Source organism: Achromobacter sp. MYb9, assembly GCF_002975275.1.
Taxonomy (GTDB): Bacteria; Pseudomonadota; Gammaproteobacteria; order Burkholderiales; family Burkholderiaceae_B; genus Achromobacter.
This window is the reverse complement of the sequence record NZ_PCOQ01000010.1, coordinates 101,330-126,159: the sequence shown is the minus strand read 5'-3', so window position 1 is coordinate 126,159 and position 24,830 is coordinate 101,330. Positions and strand designations below refer to the sequence as shown.

The 24,830-nt window shown below is 61.8% G+C and carries 22 protein-coding genes and 2 pseudogenes; 15 read left to right on the top strand and 9 right to left on the bottom strand.

Translation table 11 applies throughout. The annotated features are described in order from the left end of the window. Positions 1 to 23: 23 nt before the first annotated feature. The gene (locus tag CQ050_RS16530; RefSeq protein WP_105557909.1) at positions 24 to 905 is read right to left on the bottom strand and encodes a LysR substrate-binding domain-containing protein; all 882 of its coding nucleotides are present in this window, start codon (positions 903 to 905) and stop codon (positions 24 to 26) included. A 113-nt stretch (positions 906 to 1,018) separates the two neighbouring features. Between CQ050_RS16530 and phnD the strand changes: the two genes are divergently transcribed. From phnD to phnX, 5 genes are read left to right on the top strand one after another with little or no spacing between them, the layout of a single operon-like run. Next, positions 1,019 to 1,909, top strand: coding sequence for a phosphonate ABC transporter substrate-binding protein (gene phnD, locus CQ050_RS16525; protein ID WP_105557968.1), 891 nt, complete (start codon positions 1,019 to 1,021; stop codon positions 1,907 to 1,909). Continuing rightward, the gene (gene phnC, locus CQ050_RS16520) at positions 1,906 to 2,715 is read left to right on the top strand and encodes a phosphonate ABC transporter ATP-binding protein (protein WP_105557908.1); all 810 of its coding nucleotides are present in this window, start codon (positions 1,906 to 1,908) and stop codon (positions 2,713 to 2,715) included. Before phnD ends, phnC begins: the two co-directional genes overlap by 4 nt. A 1-nt stretch (position 2,716) precedes the next feature. Beyond that, positions 2,717 to 3,535 carry a phosphonate ABC transporter, permease protein PhnE gene (phnE, locus tag CQ050_RS16515; protein ID WP_105557907.1) on the top strand — a complete coding sequence of 273 codons (819 nt, stop codon included), beginning with the start codon at positions 2,717 to 2,719 and terminating at the stop codon, positions 3,533 to 3,535. A 26-nt stretch (positions 3,536 to 3,561) separates the two neighbouring features. Next, a complete protein-coding gene (gene psrA / locus CQ050_RS16510) occupies positions 3,562 to 4,653 on the top strand; it encodes an iron-containing alcohol dehydrogenase PsrA (RefSeq protein WP_105557906.1) in 1,092 nt (363 codons plus the stop codon). Positions 4,654 to 4,712: 59 nt separating this feature from the next. Further along, positions 4,713 to 5,552 carry a phosphonoacetaldehyde hydrolase gene (gene phnX, locus CQ050_RS16505; protein ID WP_105557905.1) on the top strand — a complete coding sequence of 280 codons (840 nt, stop codon included), beginning with the start codon at positions 4,713 to 4,715 and terminating at the stop codon, positions 5,550 to 5,552. Between the two features lie 199 nt (positions 5,553 to 5,751). Here the strand turns inward: phnX and CQ050_RS16500 are convergent, their stop codons facing one another. Then, a complete protein-coding gene (locus CQ050_RS16500) occupies positions 5,752 to 6,744 on the bottom strand; it encodes an AraC family transcriptional regulator (RefSeq protein WP_105557904.1) in 993 nt (330 codons plus the stop codon). Between the two features lie 57 nt (positions 6,745 to 6,801). Between CQ050_RS16500 and CQ050_RS16495 the strand changes: the two genes are divergently transcribed. After that, positions 6,802 to 8,049, top strand: a complete 1,248-nt coding sequence (locus CQ050_RS16495; RefSeq protein WP_105557903.1) for an MFS transporter — start codon at positions 6,802 to 6,804, stop codon at positions 8,047 to 8,049. A 153-nt stretch (positions 8,050 to 8,202) separates the two neighbouring features. Here the strand turns inward: CQ050_RS16495 and CQ050_RS16490 are convergent. Together CQ050_RS16490 and CQ050_RS16485 are read right to left on the bottom strand one after the other, a co-directional pair. After that, positions 8,203 to 8,310, bottom strand: a pseudogene (locus CQ050_RS16490) (MerR family transcriptional regulator); the annotation flags it as partial. A gap of 110 nt (positions 8,311 to 8,420) precedes the next feature. Continuing rightward, positions 8,421 to 9,329, bottom strand: coding sequence for an AraC family transcriptional regulator (locus CQ050_RS16485; RefSeq protein ID WP_105557902.1), 909 nt, complete (start codon positions 9,327 to 9,329; stop codon positions 8,421 to 8,423). A gap of 253 nt (positions 9,330 to 9,582) precedes the next feature. Between CQ050_RS16485 and CQ050_RS16480 the strand changes: the two genes are divergently transcribed. The 5 genes from CQ050_RS16480 (at position 9,583) to CQ050_RS16460 (ending at position 15,209) form a co-directional block, all read left to right on the top strand. Further along, a complete protein-coding gene (locus tag CQ050_RS16480; RefSeq protein ID WP_105557901.1) occupies positions 9,583 to 10,962 on the top strand; it encodes an NAD-dependent succinate-semialdehyde dehydrogenase in 1,380 nt (459 codons plus the stop codon). Between the two features lie 59 nt (positions 10,963 to 11,021). Further along, positions 11,022 to 11,906, top strand: a complete 885-nt coding sequence (locus CQ050_RS16475; protein ID WP_105557900.1) for a LysR substrate-binding domain-containing protein — start codon at positions 11,022 to 11,024, stop codon at positions 11,904 to 11,906. 148 nt (positions 11,907 to 12,054) lie between these two features. After that, a complete protein-coding gene (locus tag CQ050_RS16470; protein WP_105557899.1) occupies positions 12,055 to 13,272 on the top strand; it encodes a CaiB/BaiF CoA-transferase family protein in 1,218 nt (405 codons plus the stop codon). Between the two features lie 15 nt (positions 13,273 to 13,287). Then, entirely contained in the window at positions 13,288 to 14,139 is an 852-nt protein-coding gene (locus CQ050_RS16465; protein WP_105557898.1) for an enoyl-CoA hydratase-related protein, read from the top strand. 128 nt (positions 14,140 to 14,267) lie between these two features. Next, positions 14,268 to 15,209 carry a tripartite tricarboxylate transporter substrate binding protein gene (locus CQ050_RS16460; RefSeq protein WP_199196845.1) on the top strand — a complete coding sequence of 314 codons (942 nt, stop codon included), beginning with the start codon at positions 14,268 to 14,270 and terminating at the stop codon, positions 15,207 to 15,209. Positions 15,210 to 15,248: 39 nt separating this feature from the next. Here the strand turns inward: CQ050_RS16460 and CQ050_RS16455 are convergent, their stop codons facing one another. The 4 genes from CQ050_RS16455 to CQ050_RS16440 all read right to left on the bottom strand — a co-directional run bounded on the left by CQ050_RS16455 (position 15,249) and on the right by CQ050_RS16440 (position 19,417). Next, the gene (locus tag CQ050_RS16455; protein WP_105557896.1) at positions 15,249 to 16,631 is read right to left on the bottom strand and encodes an amidohydrolase family protein; all 1,383 of its coding nucleotides are present in this window, start codon (positions 16,629 to 16,631) and stop codon (positions 15,249 to 15,251) included. A 28-nt stretch (positions 16,632 to 16,659) separates the two neighbouring features. Continuing rightward, positions 16,660 to 17,439 carry an alpha/beta fold hydrolase gene (locus CQ050_RS16450; RefSeq protein WP_105557895.1) on the bottom strand — a complete coding sequence of 260 codons (780 nt, stop codon included), beginning with the start codon at positions 17,437 to 17,439 and terminating at the stop codon, positions 16,660 to 16,662. Positions 17,440 to 17,517: 78 nt separating this feature from the next. Next, complete coding sequence (locus CQ050_RS16445) at positions 17,518 to 18,489, bottom strand: tripartite tricarboxylate transporter substrate binding protein (RefSeq protein WP_105557894.1); 972 nt, start codon at positions 18,487 to 18,489, stop codon at positions 17,518 to 17,520. A gap of 58 nt (positions 18,490 to 18,547) precedes the next feature. Beyond that, positions 18,548 to 19,417, bottom strand: coding sequence for a fumarylacetoacetate hydrolase family protein (locus CQ050_RS16440; RefSeq protein WP_105557893.1), 870 nt, complete (start codon positions 19,415 to 19,417; stop codon positions 18,548 to 18,550). A gap of 191 nt (positions 19,418 to 19,608) precedes the next feature. Here CQ050_RS16440 and CQ050_RS16435 point away from each other — a divergent pair, with 191 nt between their 5' ends. The 4 genes and pseudogenes from CQ050_RS16435 to CQ050_RS16420 all read left to right on the top strand — a co-directional run bounded on the left by CQ050_RS16435 (position 19,609) and on the right by CQ050_RS16420 (position 23,996). Next, positions 19,609 to 20,277, top strand: a complete 669-nt coding sequence (locus CQ050_RS16435) for a FadR/GntR family transcriptional regulator (RefSeq protein ID WP_105557967.1) — start codon at positions 19,609 to 19,611, stop codon at positions 20,275 to 20,277. A 205-nt stretch (positions 20,278 to 20,482) separates the two neighbouring features. Beyond that, positions 20,483 to 21,691: a GGDEF domain-containing protein gene (locus tag CQ050_RS16430; protein WP_105557892.1), complete on the top strand. Its 1,209-nt coding sequence runs from the start codon at positions 20,483 to 20,485 to the stop codon at positions 21,689 to 21,691. 142 nt (positions 21,692 to 21,833) lie between these two features. Next, a pseudogene (locus CQ050_RS16425) lies at positions 21,834 to 23,518 on the top strand (autotransporter outer membrane beta-barrel domain-containing protein). Positions 23,519 to 23,663: 145 nt separating this feature from the next. After that, positions 23,664 to 23,996: an antibiotic biosynthesis monooxygenase gene (locus CQ050_RS16420; protein WP_105557891.1), complete on the top strand. Its 333-nt coding sequence runs from the start codon at positions 23,664 to 23,666 to the stop codon at positions 23,994 to 23,996. Here CQ050_RS16420 and CQ050_RS16415 read toward each other — a convergent pair. Beyond that, on the bottom strand, positions 23,975 to 24,823 hold the full coding sequence (locus CQ050_RS16415) for an MBL fold metallo-hydrolase (protein ID WP_105557890.1): 849 nt from the start codon (positions 24,821 to 24,823) through the stop codon (positions 23,975 to 23,977). The genes CQ050_RS16420 and CQ050_RS16415 overlap by 22 nt on opposite strands. Between the last annotated feature and the right edge of the window lie 7 nt (positions 24,824 to 24,830).

Genomic DNA, 24,830 nt, shown 5'->3' with positions numbered 1-24,830 from the left:
TCCATCACGTAAAGGGCGGCCCTTCATCGTGGGTGCGGTGCGTCCCGCAGAGCCAGGGCCTGGTCAAAAAAAGACGAAAGCAAGCGGCTATCCCGGCGTTCTTTCAGGCAATAGAGATAGGTTTCCGTGCGTACCGGGTCGCCGTGAATGCGTATCAGGCGAAACCGCGCATCCGGGATGAACTCGGCCTCCGACACCGTGCCCAGGCCCAGCCCCCGCGCCACGGCCTCGCGCAGCGCTTCGCGGCTGCCGACTTCCATGACGGGGCGTGGCCGCACATTGGCTTGCTCCAGGACAGCCTCCAGGGCGGCGCGTGTGGTCGATCCGGCTTCCCGTTGCAACAAGGGCGCATCCTGCAGGGCTGACAGCGGCACGCTGTCGAACCGCGCCAGAGGATGGGACACGGGCGCAAACAAGATGACGGCATGACTGGCGTAATGCTCGGCACTCAGGCCAGGTTCGTCGCGCGCGCCAGCCAGCACCGCAATGTCGGTCACGTAGTTCGTGAGGTCCGCGAGAACCTCGGCGGAATTGCCCACTCGTATCGACATGTCCACGCCCGGGTAAAGACGGTGGTAGGCGTCCACCATTTCAATGACATGAAACGGGCCCACCGCGCCAATACGCAGTTTGCCGGTATTGAGCTTGCCCGCGTCATGCAGCAGGTTGAAGGCGTCCAACTCCAAGGCGCCCAATTGCTGGGCCACCGGCAGCAGCGCCAGCCCGACCTGCGTCAGTTGCGCGCCGCGTCCACGGCGATGGAACAGTTCCACGCCATGCTGCTTTTCCAGTGCCTGGATCTGCGTGGTCAAGGTAGGTTGCGCCAAGCCCAGCGCGCGGGCCCCCGCGCTGAAACTTCCGTGACGCGCGACGGCCAGAAAAGCGCGCAGGCGGGCAACCGACATATAGATTCCATCTATGGATGAGTGATGAAACGGATGCTAAATCGATAATATGAAGGACATGTGACATCCCTAAGCTTCCTGGCATTCCCTTCCACCACGCCAGGATGCTTGCCATGAAAGCCCCCCTTCGCTTTACCGCCCGCCGCTCATTCACCGCCGCCGCCGCGGCGATCACCCTTTGCGTCTTGACTGCCACGGCCGCCCACGCGGCGCAAGACACTCTCACTATCGGGCTGATCCCCGCCGAGGATTCGCAGGCGATGATCGAATCCAGCAAACAGGTGATCGAGCAGTTGCAGCAACAGACCGGCATGAAAGTGAAGCCGTTCGTGGCAACCGACTACAACGGCATCATCGAAGCCCTGCGCGCCAAGAAGCTGGACGTTGCGTATCTGGGACCGTTCTCGTACGTGCTGGCGGCGTCCGTCGCCGATGTCGAGGCGTTCTCGGTCGCCGTGACCAAGAAGTCCGGCAAAAGCGCCTATAAAAGCCTGATCGTGGTGCGAAAGGACAGCGGCATCAATAGCGTGGAAGGCCTGAAGGGCCACACCTTTGCGTTTGTCGACCCCAGCTCGGCATCGGGCCACCTGCTCCCCAAGTCCGGGCTTGAGCAAGCCGGTTATGACCCCGCCAAGCTGTTCTCGCGCGTGGTGTTCTCGGGCTCGCATGATGCCAGCCTGTTGGCCGTGGCCAATAAAAAAGTTGACGCCGCCGCCGTCGCCGACCGCATCTACGCCAGTGCCATCGCGAAGGGCCAGCTGCGCCAGGATGAGTTGAGCGTCGTGTGGACGTCCAGCGACATCCCGGAATCGCCCATGGTCTGGCGCAAGGACCTGGACCCCGCCGTCAAGGAAAAGGTGGCGCGCGCGCTTGCCAACATCAAGGACGTGCCGTGGGGCGACCAAGGCATGCTCAACGGATTCCAGCCGACCACCGACGCCGCCTACAACGTGGTGCGCGACACCGCCAAGGTGCTCAAGCTGGACCTGCGGAGCATGAAATGATCACGCTGCGCGGCCTGACCAAGCGCTACGGCGCCAACGACGTGCTGCGCGGCGTGGATCTGCAAGCGGACGCCGGCGAATTCCTGGTGATTCTGGGGCAGTCCGGCGCGGGCAAGTCGACGCTGTTGCGCTGCATGAACCGCCTGGTCCAGGCGGACGCGGGCGAGATGACCGTGGCGGGTATCAACGCCATGGCCGACCGTGACACCCGTGCGCTGCGGCGCCAGGTGGCCATGATCTTCCAGCACCATGACGTGGTGCCGCGCCTGTCGGTATTGCGCAATGTGCTGACCGGGCGGCTGGGCGCCGTGCCGGTGCTGACTTCGGTGCTGCAATTGTTCAGCCGCGCCGACGTCGCGCTGGCGCAGGAATGCCTGGCGCGCGTGGACCTGGCGCACAAGGCGCAAGCCCGCACGGATTCCCTGTCGGGCGGCCAGCGCCAGCGCGTCGGCATTGCGCGAGCGCTGGCACAACGGCCGCGCGTGATTCTGGCCGACGAACCCGTCGCCAGCCTGGACCCGAAGACGGCGCGGCTGGTCATGCGCTATCTGCACTGCGCCACGCGTGAGCTTGGCATCACCGTCGTCTGCAACCTGCACCAGGTCGATTACGCCAGGGAATTTGCCGACCGCATCGTGGGGCTGGCGCACGGTCGCGTGGTGTACGACGGCCTGCCCGGCGCCATGCAGGAAGCCGACCTTGCCCGCATCTACCCCGGTGCCGAGCCCGTCGGCGGCGCGCCCCATGCCGGCGGCGACGCGCCGTTTTCCGCCGAAACGCTGCAAGCCGCGCATAAAGGAGCCTGAGATGGACGACAAGAAATACCTGTGGGTCGCGCCCTTGCCCACCAGCGTGAAGGGCTGGGCATGGGTCATGGCGGCGTTGGCGCTGACGATGGCGGCGCTGCAATGGAGCGCCCAAGGCGCGCAACTGAGCGCCGCCGAGCTGGCTGCCGGCATTCCGCAAATTGCCGACTTCCTGAGCCGGACCTTTCCCCCCGACTGGCGCATCCTGAATTCACTGACGGCGCCGGCCATCGAAACGGTGCAAATCGCCATCTGGGGCACCTTGCTGGGTGTGCTGGGCGCCCTGCCCGTGTCGTTCCTGGCCGCGCGCAACCTGCACGTCAACCCGTGGTTGTATCGCGCCACGCGCCAGATGCTGAACGTGATCCGCAGTATCAACGAATTGATATTGGCGCTGGTCTTCGTCGCGGCGGTGGGGCTGGGCCCCTTCCCCGGCGTGCTCGCGCTGGCCGTGCATGGCGTCGGGATGCTGGGCAAGTTCTTTGCCGAGAGCATCGAGGAAATCGACGAAGGTCCGCTGCAAGCGCTGCGTTCCACCGGCGCGCGGCCGTTGCAGGTGATCGTGTTTGGCGTGCTGCCGCAAGTGATCACGGCATGGATCGCGGTGATTCTGTACCGCTTTGAAGTCAACCTGCGTTCCGCCACCGTGCTTGGCATGGTGGGCGCCGGCGGATTGGGCTTTGAACTGGTCAGCAGCCTGAAGCTGTTCAAGTATCAGGAAACGGCGACCTGCATCGTTGTCATCACCGTCATGGTGATCGTAGCCGACCTGATTTCCAATCGCCTGCGGGTTGCGATCCGCGAGAACGGGCGTGGCTGAATCCCCATCATTTTTCAGAGACTGACATGTGGCACTTTCATAATCCCGTCGGCATCGACGCGGGCGACGGCGCGCTTGAGCGCCTACCCCAGCGGCTGGGTTCGCGGCGCGCGATCCTGATTGCATTTCCCGAAGCGCGCGCGCTGGGCTTGTGCGACCGGATCCAGGCCATGCTGGGCCAACAGCTGGTGGCGATCGAGACCGATGTGCCCCCCAATCCGGACGTCGCCTGGCTGGCGCCGATGTACGAGCGCCTGTGGCGCGAGCACCCCGAGGTGGAATGCATCATCGCGCTGGGCGGGGGCAGCGTGATTGACTGCGCCAAGGCCATGCTGGCGCGCACGCCGTCGGGCACCTTCGATGAGCTGCTGGCCTGCCTGTCCGGCAGCGCGGCGATGACCCGCCCGCCGGACCGCGCGCGCGCCTTGATCGCGCTGCCGACCACGGCCGGCACCGGCAGCGAAGTCACCCCGTGGGCCACGCTGTGGGACCAGCAGAAGAACCGCAAGTACTCCTTGCATCTGCCCTGGACCTGGCCCGAAGCGGCCTTGATCGACCCCACGCTGATGCTCAGCCTGCCGTATGGCGCCACGCTTGCAAGCGGCCTGGACGCGCTGTCGCATGCGCTGGAATCGCTATGGAACGTCCATCGCAATCCCGTCTCGGCCAGCCTGGCCGTGTCGGCCGCGCGGCAGGTGCTGGCGGCCTTGCCGCTGCTGATGCAAGATCTGTCCAACAAGGCGCTGCGTTCACGCGTTGCCGTGGCCGCCACGCTGGCCGGCCTGGCGTTTTCCAACACCAAGACCGCGCTGGCGCATTCGTTGTCCTACGGACTGACGCTGGATCATGGCATCGCGCATGGCATTGCCTGCTCGTTCAGCCTGCCGCGTGTCATGCGGATGGCATTTGGCAAAGATGCGGAACTGGACGCCCTGCTGCTGTCCGTATTCGACGCGCGCGACGCCGACCATGCCACCCAGGTGTTGACGGCATTCCTTGAAGACCTGGGCGTCAGCACGGACCCCGCCGCCTATGGCGTCGCGCCGGACCAGTGGGACAAGCGCGTGGCCGATGCACTGCTGGGACCGCGCGGCCGCAATTTTGTCGGCGCGCAATGAGCCGCGCCGACTCTCCCTTTGCCGACTTCGGCACTTCTTCCCTTCTCAGGTTGTTGAACATGAATCAGGTTTCCACGCCCCAGGGCGAACCGCTGCCCGCGATCGAAGCGGTGATTTTTGACTGGGCCGGCACGCTGGTGGACTTCGGCTCGCTGGCGCCCACCCAGATCTTTGTCGACGCCTTTGCGACCTTCGGCGTACACATCACGCTGGAGCAGGCGCGCGGCCCCATGGGCTTGTCCAAGCGCGATCACATCCGCACGCTGCTTGCCGACCCGTCCATCCAGGCGCAATGGACCCAGACGTTCGGTCGCGCGTCAACGGACGAAGACATCGACGCGATCTATCAGCGTTTCATGCCGATGCAGATCGAAAAAGTGGCCGCGTACTCGCAGCCGATTCCGGGCGCGGTGCTGACGTTGCAGACCCTGCGCGAACAAGGCATCAAGATCGGGTCATGCTCTGGCTATCCGCGCCAGGTGCTGGACGTGCTGCTGCCGCACGCCGCGGCCGATGGCATCGCGCCGGACTGGGTAGTCGCCGGAGACGAACTGCCCGCGGGTGGCCGGCCCGGCCCCTTCATGGCGCTGGCCAACGTGCTAGCGTTGGGCGCGCAAGACGTGCGCCGTTGCATCAAGGTGGACGACACCACGCCGGGCATCGAGGAAGGGCGCAACGCCGGGATGTGGTGCGTGGGCTTGACGCTGTCCGGCAACGAGGTCGGATACTCGCAAGCCGACCTTGCCGCCGCAGACCCCGTCCAGGTGCAGGCTCGCGTGGCGCATGCCGCCCGCCGCCTGACACAGGCCGGCGCACACTACGCCATCGACAGCGTGGCGGACCTGCCCGCCGTCATTGAACAGATCAGGCAACGTCTGGCGCGCGGCGAAACGCCCTGAGTCACGGCCAGAATCGAAAGGCGCCGGCGGGATGACTTCCCGTCGGCGCCTTTTTTTGTCCACGACATTTCGCCTGCGTCAGTGCGCCTCTTCCAGCGCCTTGCGTCGTGGAGTCGGGTTCGCGCATCAACAAAGGCTGGGCCGATAATTCCTTCAACTGGATCGATCCCTTGAGAATACGTCGCCTCTATGTGGAAACTCAACGCGCATCTCGGCTAGAGCCTGGGGGAAGGCCGGTAACACGCTTGAAAGCACGGCTGAATGCTGCTTGCGACGTATAGCCCAAGCGCTCAGCTACCGTGTCGATCGGCAGCCTGTCGTGCGTCAGCCATTGCCTGGCAAGACGCATCTTCAACTCGTTGGCGTAGCGCAAAGGTGGCATTCCCACCGTGGCATGAAATCGCTCGGCAAAAACAGAGCGAGAAATATGGCACTCGCCCGCCAACTCAGCCAATTTCCAATCGCGGGCTGGTTGGCGGTGCAAGGCAAGGATGGCGCGAGCAAGCCGTGGATCCCGCAGCGCTGCGGCCAGGCCGGAGGCATTGTCGCAACCGCACTCGACCCATCCCCGAACAATCATCGCGGCGACCACTTCAGCTAAGCGGGCCAGAATGTCCGCAAACCCCACGCGTCTGGAACAGATTTCGCCTTTCATCGCGCCCAGAATTGGGACCATGCCAGGAAAGCGGTCGCTGTCGGCATCCACGCACATGACATCCGGCATCAGTTGCCCCAGAGCCCGCATGCCGCCAAGGTCGAATTCCATGCAACCGTAAAAGAAGATTGCGCTGGGTACGATGCTGGTACTTGGACAGGTATCCACTTCGGTCACGGAATTGCCGATCAAGGCGGCTTCAAGCGTATCGATATCCTGCAAGTCTGCGTCCTCGGCGGAAAGCCATTGATGGGCTTGCCCATGAGGCAGAAACACCGCGTTGCCGGCACTCAATTTGTGCAAGCCGCCCTCCACGGTGCGTAGGACGGCCGAGCCCACAGCCAAGTAGTAGAAAAAACCGTGGCCAGCCTTCGCTTCAAAGCTCAGTCCAAAACTAGGGCCGGTCTGCACACGCCGGTACTGCACCCCGCGCAGACGCATTCCGGTAAGCAACTCACTGATCAAGTGCGGAGGAAGAGCGTAATCGTGCGGCAACGACATCGGATTTTCTATCAAAGATTCAGTACGAAACATCATAGATCATCCCGATCACAAGTCCTAGACTGCACTCACTGATTTTCTTGGATGAGTGCAATGCGTAGTTTTGTTGATCTTTCCACCCCCGAAGGTTCAGCCAGCCCGGTGGACATTGAGCCGGTGTCAGCGGCATGGACAGCAGTGTTCTCGCTGGCGATGGGTGTATTCGGCCTATTGACCGCGGAGTACTTGCCGGCAAGTCTCCTGACGCCCATGGCGGAAGCTCTACGCGTATCAGAAGCAATGGCGGGGCAGGCAGTGACGGTCACTGCGGTGGTGGCGCTTTTCGCAGGCTTGCTCGTGCCCGGTCTTACCCGCAGCCTCGATCGGCGTACGGTTCTACTGGGCTTTTCCACTTTAATGATTGTGTCCAACCTGCTGGTCGCGGCGTCGTCGGACATGTGGGTGCTGCTCTTGATGCGCGTCCTGCTCGGGATCGCCTTAGGAGGGTTCTGGAGCATGGCGGCAGCTGTCGCCATGCGATTGGTACCGGCGGCCCTCCTGCCACGCGCGTTATCCATCATCTTTAGCGGCATTGCCGTGGGGACAGTGGTCGCCGTGCCGTTAGGAAGCTATCTTGGCGGCCAATTTGGATGGCGCAGCGCCTTTGTCGCAGCTGCGGCAGTGGGTGTATTAACCCTGGCGTTCCAATGGTTCACGTTACCGCGCATGGCGCCGCGTCGGCCCGCCCGGCTCAGAACGATTTTGGACGTTCTCTTGCGGCCCGGAATTGCCCTTGGAATGTTTGGCTGCATTCTGGCGCATACAGGCCATTTCGCTCTCTTTACCTATATCCGGCCGTTCCTGGAAAGCACTGTCGGCGTTGGAACGAACGGCCTGGCGCTGATGCTACTTGGCTTCGGCATTGCGAATTTCGTAGGCACCATGCTCGCAGGTTGGCTGATGCAGCGTAGCTTATATGTCACCTTGGCTCTAATGCCGGCCCTCGTCGGTGGGAGTGCTTTGGCGATGGCACTTTTTCCTGCGTCCATACCGGGTCAGGCAACGCTGATCGCAGCATGGGGCCTTGCGTTCGGAGGCGTTCCCGTTGCATGGTCAAACTGGGTCGCGCGCGCCGTGCCGGACCAAGCCGAAAGCGCGGGCGGGATGGTCGTAGCGTCGGTGCAGTCCTCAATCGCCATAGGCGCAGCAGCAGGCGGTGCAATGTTCAGCCTGAGAGGCATTGAAGGCGTTTTCGTTGCAGGAGGGGGTCTCATGCTGCTTGCCGGCCTCTTCATCTGGATGCGCGTAAAAGTACCCTCGCCTTCGATCGGTGCAGCCGCACCCTCCGCAATTCATCTGTGACCCTGTTGCCAGAAAAGGCCCCTCCTTGCCCAATGCACGTCGTGTCGTTTTCGGATGACCCCATGGCTTACTGCTGCGACGTTAGGCTTGGCTCCTTCGGCTTGGAAACACCCTTACTTTCCGCGCCGCGTTGCTCACATTGCACGGGGCTGGCTACTTCGCCAGTGCCCCCATCGCCTGCCGCATGAACGCCAGCGTCGCGTCGTCCGCCCATGTGCCGGCGGTCAATTCGGGCTCGGTCATCAGTGCCTGCCGGAACTTGGCGATGCCGGCCGCCCAACACATAGCGACACAAGGAGAGACGATGGAAGATAAATCGTAGGGCGACAGGAGGAGGCCGGCAGGTGCTTTGAATGCTCGGGCTCAACGATTCAATGTGAAGACACAAAGACCGAGGGGGTATGTGCGGGGGGAATGGCGAACTCCGCTTTCATCCGTCTGACTTCTTCAACCGGGCTGCGTCCGAAAAGGCGTTTGAATTCTCGGCTGAACTGCGAGGGACTGTCATAGCCCACTTCCACGCTGGCGGCCGCGGCCGTCATGCCGTTGCGCACCATATGCAAGCGCGCCTGATGCAGGCGTATCGACTTCACGTACTGCATGGGAGACGTCTCGGTTATCGCTTTGAAGTGCATATGGAAAGTCGGCACGCTCATCCCCGCTTCGCGTGCCAATTGCTCGACGCTGAAATCTGCGTCAAACGACGCATGGATGCGACGCAGCGCGCGCGCGATCTTGCCAAACTGCCCGTGCATGGCTAGCGCCGCCCGTATCGACGCGCCCTGTTCTCCCGTCAGTACATGGAAATAGATTTCCCGAACCAGCGTCGGCCCCAATGTGCCGGCCTCTAGCGGCTGGCTCATGGCTTCCAGGAAACGAACCAGAGACTCGCACAATCGGCGGTCCATCGGCGTGGATATCAAGCCCCTCGGTTGAGCGGGCTCCATGCCGCCATGCTGGTCGATCTGCAGCATGAGATCGGCAGCCAGCTTGAAGTCCAGGTGCATGTATATGGCCAGTAGCGGCTTTTCTGCGCTGGCGTCTGTTTCCATCGTGAATGGCACGGGAACTGAAACCGCCAGATAGTGCTGATCGTCGTACAAGTAAACCTGATCACCGAAGTATCCACGCTTCCTGCCCTGGCAAACGATGACGATGCCGGGGTCGTAGAGGACCGGCACGGCAGTTAACGGGCGGTTCGATCGCAGAAATCTGACGTCGGGCAGACGGGTCAGGTTGTATCCCTCGCTTGGAGCCAAGCGCTCCAGCATTGACACCATGCGCCTTACCAACGCGCGTGTGTCGTGTGCCGCATCGTCACTTGGCCGAGCCATGGCGAAACCTCCTTAAGAAACGCTGCGCAGCTTACCACTCCACGCGCCCTTAGCTATCGATAATCATAGGATTAGGCAATCATAATAGATGAATTACCGTAGAAAGACCGATCTTGTTTTATCTATTATTCAATCTCTTATTTGAGCCGCGTGTCAGACGACGCGGTGTGTGGAAATCAATTGGAGTGCTGCGAACATCATGATCAACGTATTGAATCCCGCCGACGGGACTATCGTCGGACAAGCGCCTGAAATGGATGCCGTGCAGGTCCAGGCGGCTATAGATAGGACGTGCGCAGCCTTTCCCGCCTGGTCGCGCAAACTGGCCAAAGACCGCGGCGACCTACTCCGCCGATGGTTCGAGATCGTCAGAGAAGACAAGCAGGCCTTCGCCGAAATCATGGTCAAGGAAAATGGCAAATGCCTGGCCGAAGCCTTGGGTGAAATCGACTACGGTCTGGGTTTCATCGAGTGGTATGCCGAAGAAGCAAAGCGGGTGTACGGCGACACGATTCCGTCTCACGCGGATAACGCTGCCATCATGGTCGTGAAAGAGCCCGCCGGCCCCACGGCCGCCATCACCCCCTGGAACTTCCCGTTCATGATGGTCACGCGCAAAGTGGCAACGGCCCTGGCGGCAGGGTGCACCATGATCATCAAGCCCTCCGAAGAGACGCCGCTGACGGCCTACAAGCTGCTGGAGTACGCCCGCAAAGCCGGCATTCCGGAGGGCGTATTCGAGATGGTGACGGGCAATCCACAACAGATCGGTGAGCGCTTCACCGGCGATGATCGCATTCGCAAGATCTCGTTTACGGGATCGACCGCCGTGGGAAAACTGCTGGCCGCAGCCAGCGGACGCTCGCTGAAAAAGATGACGCTGGAATTGGGCGGCAACGCCCCCTTCATTGTTTTCGATGACGCGAATCTTGATCAGGCCGTCGCGGGTCTGGTGGCAGCCAAGCTGCGAAATTCCGGTCAAGTCTGCATTTCGCCCAACCGTATCTACGTACAAGACGGCATTTATGACCGCTTTGTCGCCGCCGTCGTGGAAAAGGTATCCAAAATTCGGGTGGATCAAGGCCTGCAGGAAGAATTCGTCGTGGGGCCACTCATCAACCGGGCAGGCCTGGACAAGGTCATGCAACTGATCGAAGACACTAAGCGGCGTGGCGCCACGGTATTGCTTGGAGGGAATCCACACACCAAGGGCGGACTGTTTTATGAGCCCACCATACTGGCTGGTCTCAATGACGAGATGCCAATCGCCCATACCGAGATCTTCGGGCCCGTGTTTCCTTTCTACCGCTTCTCCGACGAGCGCGAGGTCGTAAACAGGGCCAACAACACCGAATATGGTCTGGTCGCGTACGCCTACACGCGCGATGTTGGCCGGGCGTTCCGCTTGTCTCGCGATATCGAGGCAGGCATGGTGATCCTGAACTCCGGGTCGGTCGGTACCGCCTCCGTGCCGTTCGGTGGCGTCAAGCAGTCAGGCTACGGTCGCGAGGGCAGCTACTACGGCATCGAAGAGTACGTCGAGGTCAAGTACGTGCTGATGGGCGGCCTGGAATACTAGACCTGCAAGGCGGGTTCGGCGCTATAGTGGCGTCGCGTCAGCGTACGACTCTCATTGCCATGGCCCGCCGCGACTTACTTCCGCCACTGAATCCCGCCCGCGCGTTCGAAGCCACCGGACGCCTGCTGAGCATTTCCAAAGCAGCCGATGAATTGTGCGTGACACCTGCGGCGGTCAGCAGGCAGGTGCGCGCGCTGGAAAACTATCTGGGCACGCCGCTATTTTTGCGCGTGCGCGGGGGTCTGGAGTTGACGCCTGCAGGCGCACGCTACCTGTCGGACTTGATACCGCTGTTCGCGGCCCTGCGCGAGGCCACGCTGGCAGTGTCCGGCAACGGCCTGGGCCGCGACACCTTGCGCATCAGGTCGCCCGCCACCTTTGCCGTGCGCTGGCTCATTCCGCGACTGGCGAGCTTTCATCAGAAGCATAAAGACATCGACGTTCAAGTCATGACGTCGTTCGCGCCGCTGGATTTCCAGCGCGAAGACATCGACGCCGGCATACAGCTGGGCGATGGCCGCTGGCCGGGAATGCGCACGCTACAGCTGGTGCGCAACGAGTTGGTGCCCGTGGCGGCTCCCACGCTGCGGCTGACGCACAAGGAACAACTGGCGACGCAAACCTTGCTGCATTCGATGGCGCGACCCGACGATTGGATGCTATGGCTGCGCGCGGCAGGCTTGCGCAACGTCAACCCCGCGCATGGCATGAAGTACGAAACCTCGTTGCTTGCCTACCAGGCAGCCATCGAAGGGCATGGCGTCGCCATTGGCCAAAAGGCGCTAATCGAGAAAGAACTGGCGGACGGAACCTTGGTGGCGCCGCTGGATCGCATACTGGATCATGAGGATTTCACGTATTACTTTGCCTGGCCGACGGGCAAGCCGCAATCCAGGGCGTTGCGTCTATTCCGCGATTGGCTGTCCACACTCGTCGCCGTTTGATCCGCGCGCGCCTGCGCTGACCCTTTTACAAAAAGTCAAAGCATCCGATCGATAAAGTCGTTTGCCGGGTCTGGCACCGCTACCTATTCTGCCTGCATGACAAGAGATCACGGTCACCCATCAGGCCGTATCGTGCAGGAGACAGGACATGTTCAAACGTAGCTTGCGAGGCCTGCGGGTGGTGGATTTCTCGCACGTACTCGCGGGACCTGTCTGCACCATGATGCTGGCGGACATGGGCGCGGACGTTATCAAAATCGAACCTCCCGGCGGGGAACTTGGGCGGCAGATCGGCCCGCCCTGGATCGCGGGCGAAAGCGCCGTGTACTTGAGCGTGAATCGCAACAAGCGCGGCATGGCGCTGGATCTGAAATGCGACAGCGGCCGCGAAGTCGCGCGTCGCTTGATCGACCGTGCGGACGTGGTGGTTGAAAACTACCGTCCAGGGGTGATGCAGGCGTTTGGTCTGGACTACGACACGCTGGCCGCCAGCAACCGCAGATTGGTGTTTTGCTCAATTTCCGCATACGGACAAACTGGCCCGCTGCGTGGCCGGCCCGGTGTAGACGGCATCATCCAGGCCGCCAGCGGCTTGATGAGCACCTTGGGCGTCGCGGACGGCGAGCCGGTAAAAGTCGCTACTCCGGTCGCCGACATGGCCACGGCCTATATGGCTACGATTGCCATTCTGGCCGCATACCACGCGGCGCAACGCAGCGGCCAGGGCGAACACCTTGACATCAGCCTGTACAACGCAACGCTGATGCTGCAGCAGATCGGTTACGCGTCGTACTTTGCCTCGGACACCGCCCCCGCCAAGGCGGGCAGCGCCGCCCCCTACGCCGCCCCCAACGAGGCCTACCAGACCCTTGATGGATGGATCATGGTGGCTGCCTACCACCCCAAGCGCTGGCAAGCCTTGTGCGCCGTATTGGGTGCTGGGGAACTGGAACATGATCCGCGTTTTTGCACTAACGAATGCCGTGTCGCGCACCGCGACGCGCTGCGCCGGGAACTGACTCCGTTGTTTCGTCAACGAGCCACCGACGTGTGGGTGAATCGGCTTGCCGAGCTGGACATCCTGTGTGCACCGGTAGCGGACTACCACGATGTCGTCCGATCGCAAGCGTACGCGGAAAGCGGCATCGACAGTTGGGTCGACCATCCAATCGCCGGAAAAGTGCGCATGCCGGGCTTTGCGCCGGGGCCTGCTCACGCCGCTACCGCGCACGGCCCCATCACGGCCGCGCCAACGCTGGGCCAGCACAGCCGCCAGATCCTGAATGAATGCGGCTATGACACAGCCGAGATCGACACCATGTTCGCGAGCGGCGTACTGGGCAAGCCCGATCCATTTTCCACATGAGCCAAGGAAACACCGATGACATCCCATGCATCCATCGCCGGATCGGCCGCCTCCGCCCCGCCCGAGTTATTGATCCAGCAAGACATTACCCACGGCGTCCTTACATTGAGCCTCAATGACCCGGACACGGGCAACGCCATGTCGGTGCGCATGGCCGAGGCGCTTGCCGAGGCCCTGGAGCAGGCCAATACGCTGTCAAACGTTCATTGCGTCTTGCTGCGTGCCACAGGCAAGCACTTCTGCACGGGCGGCAATGTGAAAGACATGGAGCAAGGAGCCGACCTGATGCAAGGCTCCGCCACCCAAATCCACGCCCGGCTGAAATCGACGCTGCATCGAGTCACCCATGCATTGCAAGCATTGCAGATGCCGTCCATTGCGGCGGTCAATGGGTCGGCAGTCGGAGCCGGCTGCGACTTGGCGCTCATGTGCGACCTGCGCGTGGCCAGCGAACGCGCGACGTTTGCCGAGAGCTTCCTGCGGCTAGGCCTGGTATCCGGCATAGGCGGCGCCTGGTTCCTGACTCGGATCGTGGGGACGGCAAAGGCGTTGGAGTTGACGCTGACCAGCGAATTCGTCGACGCGTCGACGGCGTTGCAACTGGGCATGGTATCCCGCGTTGTGGCGCCGCAGGCCTTGGACGAAACCAGCGCCGCCTTGGCCCGGCGCATTGCGTCGAATCCGCCCCAAGCCTTGCGCATGGCAAAGCGCCTGGTATTGGATGCCGCCGAGTCGACCTTGCCGATGGCGCTGGAGAACGCTGCCGCCATGCAAGCGATTTTGCTTTGCGGCGATGAACACAAGGCCATCGTGCGCGAGTTTCTTGCACAGCGCGCCCGACGCGATCTTTCCTCGCAGCCCGCTTGAGCGCGTTGACCGCGCCCCCCAGGGCTGGCACACGAAGCCTGCTGGCCGTTGATGCCGGAACAGACTAATAACAGGAGACGAACATGAGAATCCGCATTACTGCCTATATCATCCGCGTGGCGGCGTCGATGTTGGCCGTGGTGGGCCTTACCTGGGCCGTATCGGCGCATGCCGCTGGCTACCCTGCAAAACCCGTGACGTTTGTCGTGCCGTTCGGCGCTGGCAGCGCAACCGATTTGTTGGCACGCGCATTGTCAGCGTCGCTCACACAGCAAACGGGGCAAGCCGTCGTCGTCGAGAACCGGCCTGGCGCGAGCGGCATGATCGCCGCGCAGCACGTTGCCCGAGCCGCCCCCGACGGCTACACGGTCTTGATCACCACCAACACGACGCAAGCCGCCAATCCGCATCTTTTCAAGAAACTCCCCTACGACCCGGTAGCGGATTTCACGCCACTGACGGGATTGGGACGCGGCGGCCAGATTCTAGTGGTGAAGGCGGACTCGCCCTACCGCACCGCAGATGACCTTATTCGCGCGGCCAAGCAAGCGCCGGGAAAACTGAGCTTCGGCAGCGGAAATTCGTCCAGCCGCATGGCAGGTGAAATGTTCAAGCAACTGACCGGTACCGATATCGTCTGGGTCGGCTACAACAGCAATCCCAATGCGCTTAACGATCTGCTGGGCGGTCACATCGACATGATGGTGATCGACACCGTGACGGGTTTGTCGCAGATCGAAGCAGGCAAACTGCGCCCACTTGGCGCGTCAACCCAAGAACGCCTGATTCAACTGCCGAATTTACCTACCCTCGACGAGGCCGGCATTAAAGGCTATGACATGGGTTACTGGTTCGCCGCCTACGTACCGGCCGGCACGGCCGCGCCAATAGTCGCGGAGATGAGACAGTTATTGATCAAGGCGGTCGCCAGCGACGGCGCGCAGGCATTCTTTCGGAATTCGGCAACCCAGGCGTGGACGACGACGTCTGCCGAGCTTAATCAGTTTCAGGCTGCCGAGACTCAGAAGTGGGGCAGTGTCATCAAGGCGGCCGGAATCGAACCCGAATGACGTGCACACGTGACGCCGGCCGCTGGGCGGAAGGGAATGTCAGGCCGTGTTCCGGCCTTGGGCTTCGATCTGCTTCGAGTTCATCGGATCCACGGGTTGCGCTCGCCGGGCTCCGACCTCGACGAGCGGATTGCCGCCATAGACAGAGCGAATCACGCCGCGCGGTGGCAACAGCGTGCGCGAATTCTTATAGATTTCGCCATCCTTCATCACCATCAGAATCTTGGCCGGGTCCTGCAGCACCGCCAAGTTCTGCAATGGATCGCCGTCGACCATGATCAGGTCGGCCAGAAACCCTTCCTTGAGTTGGCCAAGTTCGTCAGGCCGCATCATCAATTCGCCCCCCAACCGCGTGGCGGCCAGCAGGGCTTCCTTGGGTGTCATGCCGATATATTTGACGAAGTATTCAAGGTCTCGTGCGTTGGTGCCATGCGGCATCCAGGCAAAACCGTAATCGCCCCCGGGCAGGATGCGAATACCGCGCTTGTGCATCTTGGCAAGCGTCTCGGCCGCAGCCTCCAGTTCGCGCTTGTAGCCCATCTTGGTCGCGATGGCTTCGGTTACTCCATATTCGGAGGCGTTGTAAAGGGTGTTGACCAGCCAGCCGATACCCGGCGCGACAAAGTGCTTGTCCTTGTTGGCCTCCAGCATATCCAGCGCCTCTTCGTCGGCGAAACTGGCATGGAAGATCAGTTCAAAGCCCTGCTGGACACAGGTCTTGACGGACTCATTGGACCTCGCGTGTGCCGCGACCCGCTTTCCGGCTAGCCTGGCCTCGGCAGCCAGCATGGCTATTTCTTCCTGGGAAAATGGATTGGCTTCGGCGGGTATGCCCGCGATGTACTCGCCAGACAGGTTGATCTTTAGATGGTCAACGCCATACTTGACGAACATGCGCACGATGCGACGCATATCCTCCGGTCCACTGCACACGGCGCCGAAGTTCATCGCCTCGTAGGGCAGATGCGGGAGGGTGTTGTCCCCCAGGCCGCCTGCTGTCGTGATTTCCTGGCTACCGGCCAGATAGCGGGGCCCTGGAAACGCGCCGGCTTCGATGACATTGCGAGTCACCACATCCAGGCGCGGCTTGGCGGTAGCGGCACCCAATGCACTGGTCCACCCCATCTCCAGATAACGCTTGGCAACCCGGACACACCACAAGATGTGCTCCTCGGGGGGCATGAACTGGATCGCCGACAAGCTCGGTTGGTCGTTCCACGAAAAATGCGTGTGCGCTTCCGTCATGCCCGGCATCAGGAAGGCGCCATGGCCATCGATGATGCGCGCATCACCGGTGTCCAGATACTCTCCCTGACGCGCCAGCGAGACGATACGGTTGCCGTCCACCAGCACTTCCCCTGGGTAGGGATCGGCGCCGGATCCATCAAAGATGGTCACATTGGTAATGGCGATTCTGCTCATGTCTTGTCTCCTTTGGGACGAATTGCCTTCAGGGCTTATAAAAATCGGTAAGAATGCGCAGGCACTCGAATGGCTTTTCGTAGACCGTCCAGTGGCCGCAGCCTTGCAGCACAAAGGTGTTGCGCGTTTTCAGACGTTCAGCAAGCGCCGCGGTTCCAGCGGGCGTGCCGATCCCGTCTTCGTCGCCCGTGACCAGCAACGCCGGAATGGCCAGCAGTTCGACCTCGGCAGCCACCGCTTCTGCCAGCGCTTCGCAGTTGCGCGCATAACCTTCCGGTGGCTGGCGCATGATGGATTCGCGAATCAGCGCAAGCACGGCCGGGCGTTCGGCTTTTGTCTGCGCGCTGGTGGCAGCCTTGCAGATAGCGTCGGCGATTTCCTGCATGGCGGCCATGCCGGAGCGGGCCAGTCGGGCTCGGTTGCGCGTGGGTTCACGGGCGGCGTCGGCTGGCGCAGCAAGCGGACCGAACAACGCCAGGGATCGCACCCGTTGGGGATACCTGACAGCCAGGTCTTGGGCGATGATGGTGCCCATGGAGTGCGCCACCACATCGACACTTTCCAGGCCCAGCTCGTCCAGCAAGCCAACCAGGGCTGCCACATGCTGGCCGATGCTCAATCCTTCGGGCGCTTCGGTGCTGCGCGCGGCGCCTGCCAAGTCGGGCCGAATCACCCGACGTTCGCCAAACGCAGGCAGCACCGGGTGCCAGAAATTGGAGCTGCCGCCCAAGCCGTGGATGGCCAGCACGGCATCTTTGCCATTGCCGGAGTCTTCGACCCACAGGCCGTTGATGATCTTCGAACTCATATACTCACCTCGTTTGACAGCCGGCACAGGCCGGATATGGCGATGCCATGGCGCGACCGAACAGCCGGCGCTGCGGCATCAGTCGACTTTCCCAATTCGGCTCACTGCCCGCTCGAGCGAGACGGAATCGCTCTTCCAGTACTGATCGAACGCGGGCGCGTCCAGATACTGAACAGGACTGCCGGTGGCGGCGATCCGCGACCGGAATTCCTGATCGCTGGCAACTTCCTTGATGGCCTTTCGCAACGTTTCCATGACGGCTGGCGGCGTGCCTGCCAGCGCGAACACCCCCGACCATTGCACGAAGCTGATGTCGTAGCCTTGGGATTTGAAGGACGGCACTTGCGGCAGGCCGTCAAGCGTGCCCTCGCCCCAATGCGCCAGCGGCCTGACCCGCCCCGCCTGGATCAATTGCATGACGCTGGAGGGACCGGTGGCAAGCGCATCGACTTGCCCGCCAATCAACGCCTGCACGGCCGGCCCAGCCCCCGTGAATGGGACATGCATCATCTTGATGCTGGCGGCGTTCTGCAGCATTTCCATAGGCACATGCATCGTGCCGTAGAGACCAGAGGTGCCATAACTGAGCTTGCCGGTCTGACCTTTGGCCGCGTCGATGAATTCCTGCAGCGTCTTGTAAGGGGCGTCCGCCCGCACCACCAGCACGGTGGGGTCGGCAGTGATTCGCGCGATGGGAACGAACTGGTCCAACTGATAGGCGGGTTTGCGCTCCAGCAGGCGATCCGCAGCGGGCAAGATTGAAATCGCCGATAGACTCATCAGCAACGTGTAACCATCCGGCTTGGCCCGCCCCGCTTGGCCGATGCCGATGGCGCCGCCGGCACCGCCCTTGTTTTCGATGACGATGGCCTGGCCCAGCTTGGCGCCGACCGCCTGTGCCAAGGGTCGTGCGATGGTGTCGGCAACCCCGCCAGGCGGGAATGGCACCACCATCGTGACAGGACGCTCGGGATAATCGGCAGCCATCGCCGGGCCGGCCGTCAGCCATAGCAAGGCAGCCGCGGCTACCTGTTTGCAGCGCAGATTCATGTCTCACTCCATTATTGATTTATGTGCTGCGTTGCGCCGGAGCCTGCGGCGCGGTCCGTCAGATGAACCGGTTTTCGATCCTCCCGATGCCGTCGATCTCGATCCGCACCGTGTCACCGTTCTTCAGATATCGCGGCGGATTGAGCCCCTGGCCCACGCCCGCCGGGGTGCCGGTCGCGATGACGTCGCCCGGATACAGCGTGATGCCGCGTGAGCAGGTCTCGATCAACGTGGGGATATCGAAGATCAGGTCTTCGGTATTGCCTTCCTGACGAAGCTCGCCGTTCACCCAGCAGCGCACCCGTGTCTGTCGCCCATCCAGCTCGTCGGCCGTCACCAGCCAGGGACCCATGGGGCAGAAGGTGTCGAAGGACTTTCCCAGGTCCCATTGCTGGTGGCGCATTTGCACATCGCGCGCCGTGACGTCATTAACGACGGTGTAGGCGATTACATGGCTCATGGCCTCTGCGCGTGAAATGTTGCGCCCACCCTTGCCGATCACCACCGCCAGTTCAGCTTCGTAGTCGATCTTGTCGGACACGCCCACGGGTAAAAGCACATCCGCCCAGGGCCCCACGACCGTCTGCGGCACCTTGGTGAACACGATGGGCCAAGATTCCGGGTTCGCGTCGTTGTCCTTGAACACGGATTCGCGCAGCTCTTTCGCATGGGCATGATAGTTGCGCCCCACACAAAAGAGATTGCGCCGCTGTGCCGGCAAAGGCGCCTCGAGCTCCACCTGGTCCCAGCGATAGGCGGGGCCCACTTTGGCCGGCAGCGCCCGCCCTTCGGCCAACAGCTCCACGGCTGCCAGCGCGCCGATCGCCGCGAGTTCACGCGGAAAATCCAGGGCGGTTACCGTACCGCCATCCTCGGAGACCACCCCGACCCGCCGTTCGCCTTCGCTTCGAAATACCGCGATCTTCATGCTTGCTCCCTGGGCGGCCGCAGCCACCTTGCTGTTTAAACCATTAAATACCAATTGTCCGATTAAAAAGGCCCAATTTCGGAAAATGATATACCAAAAAAACCAATTAACAGTCAGGGTTTTCGATATTCAAGTGAGCCCTATTGGCCTTATTTGGTATCATCCAATCCTCATCCATCCAGGGTATTTCCATGGACAAAGCGTCCGCCATGCGCGCGGTTATCATCGAAAACCTGAAATCCGGCACTTGGCCAGTCGGGCACCGCCTGCCAACAGAACGGGCCCTGAGCGAACAATTCAGCATCAGCCGCTCCACAGTTCGCCGGACGCTATCTGAACTGAAGGAAGAAGGCCTGATCTCTCAGCGTGTAGGCAGCGGCACCTATGCCAACGCGCCGTCCGGGCTGGCGCAGGCCGAAACGCTGTTGCGCACGGAAGTGCTGGCCACCAGCCCCGCTGAACTCATGGCAGCGCGGCTGGTCCTGGAGCCGGCAATCGCAGCACTGGTCGTTCAGCACGGCACCCCCTCCGACTTTGCGGCCATGCAGCACGCTTGTGACGAGGCCGAAGCCGCCACCAGCTTCGAAGCCTTCGAAGTCTGGGACGCGCAACTACACGAGCTGATGGCCAAGGCCACTCACAACGTCTTCATCGAAAAAGTGTTTTTGCTGATGACGGCTGCGCGTTCGCAGGCCACGTGGGGCGCACTCAAGCGGAAAAGCCTCACGCCGGAACGGCGAGCGGCCTACCAAATCGAGCACCGCGAAATCGTCGAAGCGCTGCGGGACCGCGACTCCGTACGGGCCATGGATGCCGTGCGGCGGCATCTGCTGCATGTACGAGACAATCTGTTGGGTTAAGAGGCGCGGTCGGGGCACCTGCATCGCTTGACAATGCTTGACTGTTGCGCGCTGGAGATACATTGCGACACACTGTAATCTTCTCCAACACGTACGGCGTTCGTCGGTCGGCGCTGGGGCGTTAGACCATGCGGTACGGGGGCTGGAAGGCTATCGCCAGAATGGCTCTACGCCTCAAGACCCTTTCCCACGTACTCGCCCATCTATGCCTGCAACCCTGCTCGAATGGTCTGTGCCCGCGGCGATCCTGTTGTGCGCCATCGGGCTCTGCGCCGCGCGCTTCGTTGGCTTCAACACGCTCCGATGGGGTTATGCCCTTGGCTGCCTGGGCACGGGCTACGCCATCATGCTTGTGCAGGCCAGTGAGCTTTCCCCTTATAAACAAGTGGTTGAGGATGCTTTCATTCTTGGCGGCGTCATGTTGGCCTGTCGCGCGCTGCAGGGCCGGCGCGGCACGCTGCCCCCTCGCTACATTGATATTGCGGTCCTGCTGGCCTCGACCGCAATGGTCATCGTCTCGGTTGTGCTGTTTGCCAGCGCCAAGCTGGAATCGTTCTTCGTCCAGGCCTGTTGCGCGCTGGTGATCTGGCGGACCACGTTCTCTTTTGCAAGGCACGTCGCAACCACGTCGGACAAGGTTCTCATCGCCGCGTTTCTCTTTATCGCGCTCGTGTTGACGGGCCAATGCGTTCTGTACCTTGCCGCCCCCACACCCATTCTTGCAGCGGGCGAATGGAGAACGTCCGTCTGGGGGACCTTGATCCAATACACCGGGCTGCTCGGAAGCATTGTCCTGACCTTCGCGGTCTTCATCGCGACAAGCTGCGACGCCATAGAGAAATACCGTCGCCAGGCGCATACCGACGCGTTGACGGGGCTGTTGAACCGGCAGGGGCTGGATGGCTTTCTTGCCTCCGTTTCCGGGCGTTCGCTTTCGGATGGGGCAACGCCGACCGCGCTGATCATGGCCGATATCGATAATTTCAAACGCATCAACGATGTCTTCGGCCACCCGTTTGGCGACATGGTGCTGGCGCGATTTGGCGCCCTGCTTCGACCAGAAGCTGGCACCCAGATTTGCGCCGCCCGCCTGGGCGGAGAAGAGTTCCTGTTGATGCTGCCCACGGAAAACCTGCAAAGCGCGACTGCCATCGCCGAGGAAATTCGTGCGAATTTCGTAGCGCAGCGGTGGGCCCCGCACGCTCCCAACTCGCGTTTCACGGCCAGCATGGGAGTGACCCTGCTGGAAGCGGAAGAGCCTTTCGCCATCGCACTAAAGCGCGCAGACGACTTGCTCTACGCCGCGAAACGACGAGGACGGAACTGCACGGTCGCGAGCGACGCGCCAGGCGCCACCGTACATGCCCGATCCACGTTCAGTGACAACGTGGACAGGGAAAAATACTGCGCATGAACAAGAATTCCTTGGCGCCCTTTGCGGGTAAATACCTATAAAGACAAGCAACCCGGGTGCCGTATCGATAGCGTGTCGTTCGCATCTACCTGGGAGGAATTGTCTTGGCCAACAAGAATTGCAAGCTCGCGGGGCGCTCAAAATGGATCGTCCTAGTCGCATTCGCGGCCAACTTCACGAACCCCACGTACGCTCCGATCTCAGTGGTGGCAGGGGTTTCGTGACGGTGTCAGGCCGTGACGGCAGTGGCACTGCGTCCGCCTGGACCAGCCTTGGCGCGGTCTATATCTGCAACCACCCCGGCAGCGACGGCACACTGCACATCCTGGATGGGGGCATGGCACAAAGCGATTCGGACAATATTGGCTTTGCTAACGGCAGCATCGGCAGCGTGCTCGTTTCCGGGCCGGGGTCGACATGGAATCTTTCCCCGAACAGCACGTTCGAGATCGGTGGGAGCGGCAAGGCCACGCTGCGTATCGACAATGGCGGTGCGGTGCATAGCGGCCAAGCGGTAATCGGCTGGGTCGCTGGAAGCGAGGGCAGCGTGACGGTATCGGGGCGGACATCCGCCTGGGACCCATTCGACAATATTTACGTGGGTCTCGACGGCGTTGGCGACTTGCACGTCCTGGAAGGCGCCACGGTGAGCACCGTTGGATCGCCTGCGCCAGGCGCCGCTGCAACGGTTTACCTCGGCAGGAGCGCGGGCAGCATCGGGACGGTAATCGTATCGAGCACTACGGCCGATATCTCGACGCTTACCGCAAGCGACCGTATCGAAGTCGGCTCGGCAGGCACGGGCACGTTGACCATCGACAAGGGCGGGCAGGCGGTCGCCAACAGCGATACGTGGCTGACCGTCAGCGGCACGGCCACCGGTACGCTGAACCTCATCGGCGCTCGGCCGACGGCGGCTGGTATCTGCGATCGTCCCTGACCGATCCCGGCACGCCCCCAACCGGTCCGGGCACACCCCCGATCGGCGGCGGGTCGCCGGGCACCGAACCGCCCTTGCTTTATCAGCCCGGTGTGCCGGTTTATGAAGCCTACGCGAACACGCTGCTTAACCTGAGCCGGATGCCCACGTTGCGCCAACGCGTGGGCAATCGCCTCTATGATTCGGCGGACGTCGGCCGCAACGGCGTATGGGGCCGCATGGAGGGCACGACAAGCCGGCTCGAACCTTCCCTGTCCACCACGGGCGCGCGCCAGGACATCGATAGCTGGAAGGCCCAGTTTGGTGTCGACCGTATCCTGGCGGGTAAAGAAGAAGGATCTCGCCTGGTGGGCGGCATGGCGTTTCATTATGGCAAGGCCGATACGCACGTGTTCTCGGCGTATGGCAACGGCACGATCGACACCACCGCCTATGGCCTGACGCCGACGCTGACCTGGTACGGCAAGAACGGGGTCTATATCGATACGCAGGCCCAGGCGACCTGGTTCGACAGCGACCTGAATTCCCGGCTGGCCGGCAAGTTGAAGGGCGGGCGCCAGGCCCAGAGCTATGGGCTGGGTATCGAAGCGGGCAAGGCGTTCGGGTTGAGCGAGCGACTGGCCCTGATCCCGCGGGCGCAACTGACCTACGTATCGACGCGCTTTGACAGCTTCAACGACAAACATGAGTTCCTGGACGGAACGCGTGTGCGCGTGGCCGACGTGCCCTCGGCCAGTCGCATGGCGCGAACCTGGGGCGGCGTGGGCGCGGGCGCAAATTACGGTTGGGGGGAGCGCTATGCGATCTACGGCCAGGTCGACGCCGATGTGGATTTTTCCGGCAGCTATATCGTCACTGCGACAGCCGGGTTCAGAATGATGTTCTAGGACTGGATGCGATGGGTCGGGGGCCTGATGGAAAGTCTTCAACTGGCCTTAACTAAAATGCTAAAACTGGACATTTTCATTGCGCCAGATTCAGGCGATAGTCCCGCCCTTCCCTGGCCACCTTGGCGTTGATTCCTGAAAGCCCATGTACACCTCGACCTTTACGTTCCTGCCTGGCACCTACGACGATGACTTCCATGCGCTGGACAACACCATCGCAACTATCGCCAGGTCGATCCCCGGCTACCTGGGTGAGGAAGCCTGGGAAAATCCAGTCACCGGCGCCGTCTCCAACGTCTACTACTGGAGCACGATGGAAGCGCTTAAAGCGCTGGTGGAACATAAAGACCACCTCAAGGCCAAGCAACAGCAAGCCAATTGGTTACGCGGCTATCAGGTCGTCATTGCAGAGGTCATTACCTTCTATGGCGACGGCCGTCTCGAGCATCCGTTGAATCAAGCCGGGGGCGTTTCGTAGACCAGGCCGTAGCGCCCGCGGCTTTGCTTGATTCGCGCGAAGCCGAGTTCTCCCAAGTGCATGCCGGCGATCAAAAGTCCCTCTGAACTGACCAGGTCCAGAAGTTTCGATCGTGTCGCGGCAGCCAGGGAAGGATCCTGGTCAAAGGCAATCGACACGTCCGGCCGCTCGATCTGGATGTGCGGAAAATGAACGATGTCTCCCCACACGACCAGGCTTTGATCACGGGATTCGAAAAGATATCCGGTGTGGCCATCTGTGTGTCCCGGTAGCGGCATCGCCCGGATCCCCGGAAGCACCTCCCCTTCATCGAAGGTACGAAGCGTGTCGCGGTAGCCGTCGAACACTTGACGCGCGATCTGGAAGTTGCCGCGTGCGCGCTCTGCGGCGCGGCTTAAGTTTCCGTCGTCCTGCCAGAACGCAAGCTCTTGCTGACGGGCAACAAGCTCCGCATTCGGAAAGGTAATGTGTCCGGCTGCGTCCACCAGTCCGCCGACGTGATCGGGGTGGGCGTGTGTCAGCAGGATGGTGTCAATGTCGGAGGGTTCAACGCCGGCAAGCGATAAATTGGATATCAGGCGGCCGCCCCATTGTTTGATCCCCCCTGCCCCGCCGTCGATGAGGATGGTGCGGCCCGCTCCGCGGACCAGGTAGCAGTTGATGTGCACGGACGCAGGCGCCTTCTGGCCTGCCTCATTTTGCATTCTGGACGCCTCGCATGGGTCGATATTCGACAGGAAATCCAGGCTGGCGGTGAGATAGCCGTCGCTGATGGCGGTGACCGTGAAATCTCCGGCTTGCTGACTGGGAAACGGAATGGCGGACACAACTTTC